This is a genomic window from Frankia sp. CeTa3Moorea, assembly GCF_978021225.1.
In genome coordinates, this window is record NZ_CDXDOR010000184.1 from 1 (window position 1) to 7,975 (window position 7,975).

Below are 7,975 nucleotides of genomic sequence, written 5' to 3' on the forward strand. Positions count from 1 at the left end.
GGGTGGTGGCTGCGACGCGCTTCCCGGCCGCCGCCACCACCCCGACTGCGACGTCGCCCGCTGCCGCCAGACCGGGCTGCAACGCGTCGGCTGCGACCAGCCGCACGACCACGGCGACGACCCCTGGACCGGCAGCTATCCCGGTGAGGCCGAGTGCCGGGCGTTCGGCTGGATGATGCCCGCCCCGTTCGAGGAGCTTCCCGACCTCAACCACCTCTACGGCGAAGCCGTCTGGGACCCGCACACCGGCCGCTGGACCCGGCCGGCCACCCCCGACCGCCAGACCGACCAACCCTGACCCCAGGGCCCCGTCAGAACGGATTCGGTCGACGCGGCCCCGTCGCCGCGCACCGGCTCATGCTCCCAAGTCCACCGAGGCGGGTGTGTCCTCGCGCCGCCCCTTCCCCTTCCAACTTTCCCAGCCCCTTGCCGGGAGAAAGGTGTGTTTGCTGTGCCTGAATTCATCGCCCGCCGCGGCGGCGACGACGCGTGGCTGTGCCGCTGTGACAACACCCCGGACCGTGACGGGTTCGTCCCGGTGATCGGACGCCGCGAGGCCGCGACGACCTCGATCCGCTGGCGTGGCCATTACTGCTGCCTGCGCTGCGGCCGACTCGTCACGTGGCCGACCCGACAGATCGTCGGCCAGCTCGACTTCGCCGACCTCACGCTCCGACCCCGCCTTGCCCGCAGGCGGGTCCGCCTCCACCGCGCCGCGTGAAGGACAGACAATCATGGAATATGAGCAGGACAGACTGGCCATCCGTACGCCGGTGCGGGTCCGGGTCGGCGACGGGCACATCTGGCGGTTCGGCCAGATCGCGAAGATCGACGGCGAGTGGTACGTCGTCGACCTCGGCCGTGACGGCACGGTGACCACGACCCGCGACAACCTCAGACGACTGTGACGGGGACGCAGCAGCACGGCCAGGCCGCGCGGGTAGCGGCCCCCTTCTCGGGGACAGGCCGCTACCCGCCAGACCAGACTGGAACCACCCCGGTTCCTCCCGCCACGACAGCCGACCCGACCGTAGAGGACGCCGCGATGAACATCGAGTCCCACTTCCTGCTGGACACGACCATCGGCGAGGTCCAGGACGCGCTGCGGGCCGGTGACCAGCCCGCGGTCGCGGTCCTGGAAGGCGAACCCACCCGTGAGCACTGCTTCGCCGACTATCTGCGTGACCCCGCCAAGGCCGTCAAGTACGAGCAGCAGCTGGCCCGGGAGGTCGCCGGCATCGACCTGGACCGGCTGATCATCGCCGTGCCAATGATCGTCACGCCGCTTCCGCTCGTCGGTGAGGAGTCGATGCGCCTGCGCTCGCCGTACACCGGGCCGCTGCGCGAGGACCTCGACGAGTACGACGTGATCGCCTACACGATCTACGACATCGAGGAGGGCGTCACCACCGGGATGGCGCTCTACACCCGAAACCCCGACGGCACCTACACGTTCGGCCTTGACGGTGACGAGAAGTTCACCGTGACCGTCCCGGTGAACCCGTCGCGGAAGTTTCCCGGGATGGCGCTGCTGCGCGAGATCCTCGACGAGACCCTGCACCTACGCGCCGACCTGCGGCCAGGAGGCGACCAGGCGCCGGGCTGAACGTGTCCGCTGTTCCGGCCGGCCTATGGCGGGCTTCCACCACGCCGCTCCGATGGGAAGGACACGCGGCATGAACGACGACACCTGGACGCTGGTCACCGACGTCGTCGGCCGCGTCCAGCGCGCGATCAGGCTCAAGCAGGCGCCCGCGATCGTCATCCTCGACGGCGACCGCCGCCAGATCCTGTCCGACTACGACTACCAGCGTGACCCGGACACCACCATCGCCTTCGAGCACAAGGCCGCCGAGCACGCCCAGGCCCTGAACCTGCGCCGATTCGCCTTCGCCGTCCCCCAGGTCATCATCGAGACCGAACCCGGCATCTACGACGGCCGGGCGGTCTCCAACCACCCGCTGCGCCCCGGCGAGCAGGAAACCATCGCCTGGACCGCCTACGACACCACCGACGGCGCTGACTTCGGCTTTGCCCCCTACACCCGCCGCCCCAACGGACAGCCGGTGTTCGACGAGCCAGAGATCTTCGACGTGCCGATGCGGGCCGAGGCCCGCATGCCCGGCGTTCGCCTCCTGCGCCAGCTCACCGGCAGCTGAGCAGAGCGCCCGCCTGCCCGGCGGATGTCTACCGCCGTGGCCTCGTGGCCGGATCGCCCACTGCGGGCGGCCTAACCGGCGGGGGTGCGGCGACGGCGCTTGTCACGCAGGTAGACGAGGGTCGGTTTGCCCGCGCTGTTGGTGCGACGTTCGACCTCGAACAGCTCGATCGCGGCGATCAGCTCGCCCAGCTTCCGGTAGCTGTAGTCACGGGGATCGAAGTCCGGGACCCGCCTGCGGATGATGGTGGCGACCTTCGCCTGGCTCGCCCAGCCGTCGTCGTCGGACGCCTCCTCGACGGCGTCGCGCAGCCGGGTCACCAGCTTCGTGTCACCGCGCAGCCGGGAGCCGGGGATGGGCTGGCGCGCGGCGGCCGTCACGATGTCACCGGCGGGCGCGGCCTCGGCCGGCCGGGCGGAAGGCGGAACGGCGGGCGCCGGTGCCAGGTTCTCGACGTAGGTAAAGGTGTCGCAGGCCGCGACGAACGACCGCGGGGTCTTGCGTTCCCCGAAGCCGTAGACGGTGCGGCCTGACTCCCGCAGCCGGGAGGCCAACCGAGTGAAGTCGCTGTCGGAGGAGATCAAGCAGAAGCCGTCCAGCTCGCCGTTGTAGAGCAGGTCCATCGCGTCGATCACCATCGCCGCATCCGTCGCGTTCTTGCCCGCGACATGGGCGAACTGCTGGATCGGCTGGATCGAGTGGGCCAGCAACTGGTCCTTCCAGCTGCGCAGATGGGCGCCGGTCCAGTCACCGTAGGCACGTTTGACGTGGGCGGTGCCGAACGTCGCGACCTCCGCGAGCACGTGCTCGACAAGCGACGCCTGCGCGTTGTCGGCGTCGATGAGCACCGCCAGCCGCGCCCGCCCCACCCCCGGGTTATCCGCCGCAACGGCGGTCGAGGAGACAGGGGCCGGTGGCCGTGGCACGGGCGGCTGCCCACCGGGAGCCGAGACATCTCGCGGCCACGGGACCGCGAGCGTCGCCATCCCGCCATGCAGCCACCCGCGCGCCACCCGGGCCACGGCCAGCGGCGAACCCACAGACAGCAGGCCCCGCACGCGGCGCCACCCCTCACCGTCGGCAGGTTTCCCAACCGTCAACCGCATCTCCTATCCGAACGCCGAACGGCTCCGCGCCAGCAAAGAACCCGCCGAGCACCAGCATCATCGCAATCTCCCCGCAGGGATCTGGGCGCGGCGGCGCCTCCGACACACCGCTCAAAGTCCTCCGGCCGCGCGGCTGCTCGACGCCACCCTCAACACCCCTAGGCAGGCCACGATGACAACCCCTCCTCATCCGAACGGTCCCCGCCGCCCCGCTGCTGGTCACGCCGCCCGCGAAAACTGGCAGGCCGTCGCCGCAGCCCTGAACACCCGCATGATCACCCTCCGGATCACCCAGAGCGAACTCGCGCGACGCGCCGGCGTCTCCGTGGCCACCCTGCGCGTCCTTCAGCGCGGCACCGGCCAGCGCCGCGCGACCGACGCCACCCTCGCCGCGGTCTCCCGCGCGCTCGGCTGGCCGGAAGGCCACCTCCTCCAGATCCTCCTCCACGCGCCCCCACCCAGCGCCAGGCCCAAGCCAGACCCACCTGCCCAGCCCGCGGCCGGCCGCGCGCCAGCCAGCATCGGCCTGGCTGACATCCTCACCGTCCTGCGCCGCATCGAGGACAACGTCACAGCCCTCGCCGAGCACCTCGCGACGTCGCCCCGGGCAGCGAACCCGCCCTGAGCGAGTCCCGACGGGGACACCGGCCGGTGCGTGCGCCAGAGCCGGCACCCTGACACGACTCGCCCACGCAGGCAGCGGTCCCGGCCCCAGCACCCGTCGCCCATACCGAGAGGAAGCCGCCCCGGATCTCGACATCGCACCGGCATGTCCCCCGGCGACCGAGGGCCTGCGCCAGTGAGCCTCAGCCGACTCGGCCGCCCTGGGACGGGCGGGTAAGGGCTCGGGGGGCCGCGGGGACGGTGGCGGCCCGGTCTGAATCATCCACGTGGGAGAGTTCGGACCCTCACGCCCCTGATCGTCATCGGCCTCGACCGTCCCCACAAGACGCGCAAATGGTGTCCCGTGACAACGAAGATTGCGTGGCTGGGGGCTTCTGACCTGCGGCGAGGAAACTTCGTTGTCAGCTGATCGTGTCGAGGGGGCGGGTTCGGTCTGGCTCGGGCGGCGTCGAGAGCCGATGTGTGTCAGTGAAGTTTGCTCGGGACGTGGTGTTGTGGCTGGCTGGTGACGGTGGCCCTGGCTGCGGCGATGGTGTCCGGGTAGGCCGCGGCGTGGAACAGCGCGTGCGGGCATGATTCGACGACCGAACGCGGGTTGGACTCGATGAGCGCCTGTGTCCGGCGTTTCCACCCGTGCGCTGGCCCGGCCTTGTCGTGTGCGGCTTGGACCTTGGCGTGGATGAGCTGCTCGATGGTGCAGTGGCGGTGGAGCCGGCGGGCGTGACGCTCGGCCGCGACGATCTCCGGGCATGCCTCGACGTTGAACTGGGGTGTTCCCGGTGGGGACAGCCAGATCGCGTGCCTGAGGCAGATCTGGTGGTGCGCGGGCAGATGCACCGGGATGGGGTCCTGGATGCTGCGGGTCGCGGTGCAGCGGTGGCAGGCCGTGGTGGAACGGGCTGGCTGGCCGGCGTCGGCGCCGAAGGCTGGCAGGGCGTGGTGGATCGCGGCGGTGGTCCTCCGCGCGGATGGTCGCCGTGCTGTCCTCCGCCTACCTGGTGTCCGCGGTCGAGTCCGCGCAGTGGCAGGCGGTGTGGGCGGCCGACCCTACTGGGACCGAACGCCGGCTGGTCGTCGCACGGGTCGAGGACTGTCCACGCCCGGGGTTGCTGCGTCCGCTGATCGGTGTCGACCTGTGGGGCCTCGACGACCCCACCGCGGGCGAACGTCTGCTGGGCGCGGCCACCACCGCCCGGCAGAAACCTTCCACCGCGCCACCGTTTCCCGCCGGCGCCGCGCCCGGTTTCCCCGGCGCGCACGGCGCCGGCGACGGGGAACCGCGGCTGTCACCGTTCCCGGGGCTGGCGGCGTTCGACGCGAACCGGGCCGGGGTGTTTCACGGCCGGGGGGCAGAGACCCTCCGGCTGGTGGGCCAGCTGGTCACGCGGGCCGAAACGGGCGGCCTGACGGTGGTGGTCGGCCCGTCGGGCTGTGGGAAGTCGTCACTGGTCGCCGCCGGGCTGGCCCCCAGGCTGGCCGGCGAGGCGGACTGGCTGGTGGCCCTCCCGATGGTCCCGGGCGAGCGGCCGGCAGAGGCGCTTGCGGTGGTGCTGGCCGACGCCGGCCGCCGGCACGGCCTGGCCTGGGACGCCGAGACGATCGCCCGTAGACTCGACCGTTCAGACGGGGTCAGCCAGATCATCGGCGAGTTGCTCGCAGCAGCGCAGCCGGCGCGATGGCTGCTGCTGGTCATCGACCAGGCCGAGGAGCTCCTCGTGCGAACCAGCTCCGCCGACCGGGACAGGTTTCTGGCTCTGCTGGCGCTGGCGGATCGGGCCCGGGTCCGGGTGGTCGCGACGCTGCGCTCGGAATACCTGGGCGTGTCAGATGGTCTGTGTACCGTTTGCCCAGGTCAGGGGCTCCGTGAGGGGTCCCGGAGGGACAGGGTCGGGTGCAGACCGAAATGATCGAGAACGAGGTGGTTCGGTCCGGGGCGAGGGTGGCCGCGGGCCGGGAACAGGCTGGTGGGCCGCTGGCGGGCGGGTCGGGGCGGCGGTTGCGGGAGCTGCTCGCGGATGACGTGTGGCTGGACGAGCTGATCGACCAGGCCGGGGAGCAGGGGGTGGCGCTGACCGGTCCGGGTGGGTTCCTGCCGGAGCTGGTCAAGGCGGTGCTCGAGCGGGGTCTGGAGGCCGAGATGAGCGCGCATCTCGGCTACGAGCGCGGTGATCCGGCCGGGCGGGGGGCGTCGAACTCGCGGAACGGGTTCACCGGTAAGACGGTGTCGACGGAGGTCGGCCCGGTCGGGCTGGATGTGCCGCGGGACCGGGCGGGGAGTTTCACCCCCAGGTTGGTGCCGAAGCGGGAGCGTCGTCTCGGTGGCCTCGACGACATGATCATCTCGCTGTATGCGGGTGGGATGACGGTCCGTGACATCCAGCATCATCTGGCCCGGACCCTGGGCACGGAGCTGTCCCCGGACACGATCTCGAAGATCACTGATGGGGTGCTGGCCGAGGTGAAGGCGTGGCAGGCGAGGCCGTTGGAGGCGGTCTACCCGATCGTCTACCTCGACGCGCTCGTGGTGAAGGTCCGTGACGGCCATCAGGTGCGGAACAAGGCCGCGCACATCGCCGTCGGGGTCGACGTCGACGGGGTCAAGCATGTGCTGGGGATCTGGGTGCAGGCCAGCGAGGGCGCGGCGTTCTGGGCCGGGGTGTGCGCCGAGCTCGCCAACCGTGGTGTGGCCGACATTCTGATCGTGTGCTGTGACGGGCTCAAGGGGCTACCCGAGGCGATCGAGGCGACCTGGCCGCACGCGACCGTGCAGACGTGCACGGTGCATCTGATCCGCTCGGCGATGCGGTTCGTGTCCTACCAGGACCGTAGGAAAGTCGCCGCCGCGCTGAAGCCGGTCTACACGGCGCCGACCGCGGACGCCGCGGAGACCGCGCTGCTGGAGTTCGCCGAGTCCGATCTCGGCCGGCGTTACCCGGCCGCGGTCGCGACCTGGCAGAACGCCTGGGACCGGTTCACGCCGTTTCTCGCGTTCCCGGCCCCGGTCCGCCGGGTGATCTACACGACGAACAGCATCGAGTCGCTGAACTACCAGCTCCGGAAGATCATCAAGAACAGGGGGCATTTCCCGAACGACGACGCGGTCGTGAAGCTCCTCTGGCTCGCGATCATGGACATCGAGGACAAGCGGGCCCGGCAGCGCGCCAAGGAGAAGGGTGCCCCCCGCGGCACCCGCAAGGCCCCCGGGCGGCTCGTCGAGGGCGCGGTCACCGTCAACTGGAAGGACGCCCTCGCCGCGCTCGTGGCGGCCCACCCCGGCCGCCTCGACACCTACATCAACTAAAGATCAGCATACGGTTCAGGGAAAATCAGAACGCAAACCGCACACAGATATCTTGACAAGCTCGAATACCTTGACCAGCTCCTCGAAGCCACCGCACCCGTCGGGTTGCCGGTGCCGGCCGAGACCGTCCAGCCACTGTCCCGTGACCTGCTTCCGCTGGTGATCGCCGAGCCGGCGCGGACGTCCGGACTGCACATCGACGACGAGCTCGTCGCCCGCCTCGTCACCGACACCGGCGACGGCGACGCCCTACCCCTGCTCGCCTATACCCTCCAACGCCTGCACCTGGCCGCCCAAGCCGCCGACACCCACGTGCTCTCGGCCGCGCTGTACGAGCAGATCGGCGGAGTCCAGGGCGCGCTCGTCGCACACGCCAACGCCGCGCTGGCCGACGTCACCGGGACCAGCAGCCGCAGCCGGCCCGAAATCCTCGCCGGGCTGCTCAGCCTCATCACCATCGACGCCGACGGCCGGCCCATCCGCCGACGCATCCCCCTGAACGACCTACCCGACACGACCCGCACCGCGCTGGTCCCGTTCGTCACCCGCCGCCTGCTCGTCCTCGACGCCACCCCCGACGGGCCGGCCACCGTCGAAGTCGCCCACGAACGACTCCTCACCGCCTGGCCACCGCTGGCCACCGCCATCACCGACGACAAAGACCGGCTCCGCCAACGCGCCCAAGCCGAAACCGCCGCCACCGACTGGCACCAGGCCGGCCGCCCGACCCGCCAGCTCTGGGGCTACAGCCGAGCCGACTCCACCCTCACCCTCCTCACCCCCCG

Annotated in this window: 11 protein-coding genes and 1 pseudogene; 10 read left to right on the forward strand and 2 right to left on the reverse strand. The window is 71.0% G+C overall.

The genetic code is table 11. The features are described from left to right. From AC08OV_RS21660 to AC08OV_RS21680, 5 genes are all read left to right on the forward strand, one after another. Nucleotides 1-298 (forward strand): hypothetical protein (locus tag AC08OV_RS21660; RefSeq protein WP_476620223.1); only part of this gene is annotated, 298 nt, incomplete at its 5' end. 153 nt (nucleotides 299-451) lie between these two features. Beyond that, nucleotides 452-721, forward strand: a complete 270-nt coding sequence (locus AC08OV_RS21665; RefSeq protein WP_476620224.1) for a hypothetical protein — start codon at nucleotides 452-454, stop codon at nucleotides 719-721. Between the two features lie 13 nt (nucleotides 722-734). Continuing rightward, nucleotides 735-908, forward strand: coding sequence for a hypothetical protein (locus AC08OV_RS21670; RefSeq protein WP_476620225.1), 174 nt, complete (start codon nucleotides 735-737; stop codon nucleotides 906-908). A 137-nt stretch (nucleotides 909-1,045) separates the two neighbouring features. Then, nucleotides 1,046-1,606, forward strand: a complete 561-nt coding sequence (locus AC08OV_RS21675; RefSeq protein ID WP_476620226.1) for a hypothetical protein — start codon at nucleotides 1,046-1,048, stop codon at nucleotides 1,604-1,606. A gap of 70 nt (nucleotides 1,607-1,676) precedes the next feature. Further along, nucleotides 1,677-2,159, forward strand: coding sequence for a hypothetical protein (locus AC08OV_RS21680; protein ID WP_476620227.1), 483 nt, complete (start codon nucleotides 1,677-1,679; stop codon nucleotides 2,157-2,159). Nucleotides 2,160-2,230: 71 nt separating this feature from the next. Here the strand turns inward: AC08OV_RS21680 and AC08OV_RS21685 are convergent, their stop codons facing one another. After that, nucleotides 2,231-3,259 (reverse strand): NYN domain-containing protein, encoded by a 1,029-nt coding sequence (locus AC08OV_RS21685; RefSeq protein ID WP_476620228.1) that lies wholly within the window; start codon nucleotides 3,257-3,259, stop codon nucleotides 2,231-2,233. 178 nt (nucleotides 3,260-3,437) lie between these two features. On the opposite strand from AC08OV_RS21685, the gene AC08OV_RS21690 reads away from it, so the two are divergent. Next, nucleotides 3,438-3,890 (forward strand): helix-turn-helix domain-containing protein, encoded by a 453-nt coding sequence (locus tag AC08OV_RS21690; RefSeq protein WP_476620229.1) that lies wholly within the window; start codon nucleotides 3,438-3,440, stop codon nucleotides 3,888-3,890. Between the two features lie 464 nt (nucleotides 3,891-4,354). Here AC08OV_RS21690 and AC08OV_RS21695 read toward each other — a convergent pair whose 3' ends face one another. After that, nucleotides 4,355-4,726, reverse strand: a complete 372-nt coding sequence (locus AC08OV_RS21695) for a hypothetical protein (RefSeq protein WP_476620230.1) — start codon at nucleotides 4,724-4,726, stop codon at nucleotides 4,355-4,357. On the opposite strand from AC08OV_RS21695, the pseudogene AC08OV_RS21700 reads away from it, so the two are divergent. From AC08OV_RS21700 to AC08OV_RS21715, 4 genes and pseudogenes are all read left to right on the forward strand, one after another. Beyond that, nucleotides 4,721-4,816, forward strand: a pseudogene (locus AC08OV_RS21700) (hypothetical protein); the annotation flags it as partial. The gene AC08OV_RS21695 and the pseudogene AC08OV_RS21700 overlap by 6 nt on opposite strands. 41 nt (nucleotides 4,817-4,857) lie before the next feature. Further along, a complete protein-coding gene (locus AC08OV_RS21705; protein ID WP_476620231.1) occupies nucleotides 4,858-5,796 on the forward strand; it encodes an nSTAND1 domain-containing NTPase in 939 nt (312 codons plus the stop codon). Nucleotides 5,797-5,828: 32 nt separating this feature from the next. Then, the gene (locus AC08OV_RS21710) at nucleotides 5,829-7,190 is read left to right on the forward strand and encodes an IS256 family transposase (RefSeq protein WP_476620233.1); all 1,362 of its coding nucleotides are present in this window, start codon (nucleotides 5,829-5,831) and stop codon (nucleotides 7,188-7,190) included. A 111-nt stretch (nucleotides 7,191-7,301) separates the two neighbouring features. Then, on the forward strand, nucleotides 7,302-7,975 hold a 674-nt coding region (locus AC08OV_RS21715; protein WP_476620232.1), incomplete at its 3' end, for an nSTAND1 domain-containing NTPase.

Excerpts from the sequence above, each read along its gene's own strand:
- AC08OV_RS21670 (WP_476620225.1), top strand. The coding sequence starts at position 735 with ATGGAATATGAGCAGGACAGACTGGCCATCCGTACGCCGGTGCGGGTC.
- AC08OV_RS21675 (WP_476620226.1), top strand. The coding sequence starts at position 1,046 with ATGAACATCGAGTCCCACTTCCTGCTGGACACGACCATCGGCGAGGTC.
- AC08OV_RS21680 (WP_476620227.1), top strand. The coding sequence starts at position 1,677 with ATGAACGACGACACCTGGACGCTGGTCACCGACGTCGTCGGCCGCGTC.
- AC08OV_RS21690 (WP_476620229.1), top strand. The coding sequence starts at position 3,438 with ATGACAACCCCTCCTCATCCGAACGGTCCCCGCCGCCCCGCTGCTGGT.
- AC08OV_RS21705 (WP_476620231.1), top strand. The coding sequence starts at position 4,858 with ATGGTCGCCGTGCTGTCCTCCGCCTACCTGGTGTCCGCGGTCGAGTCC.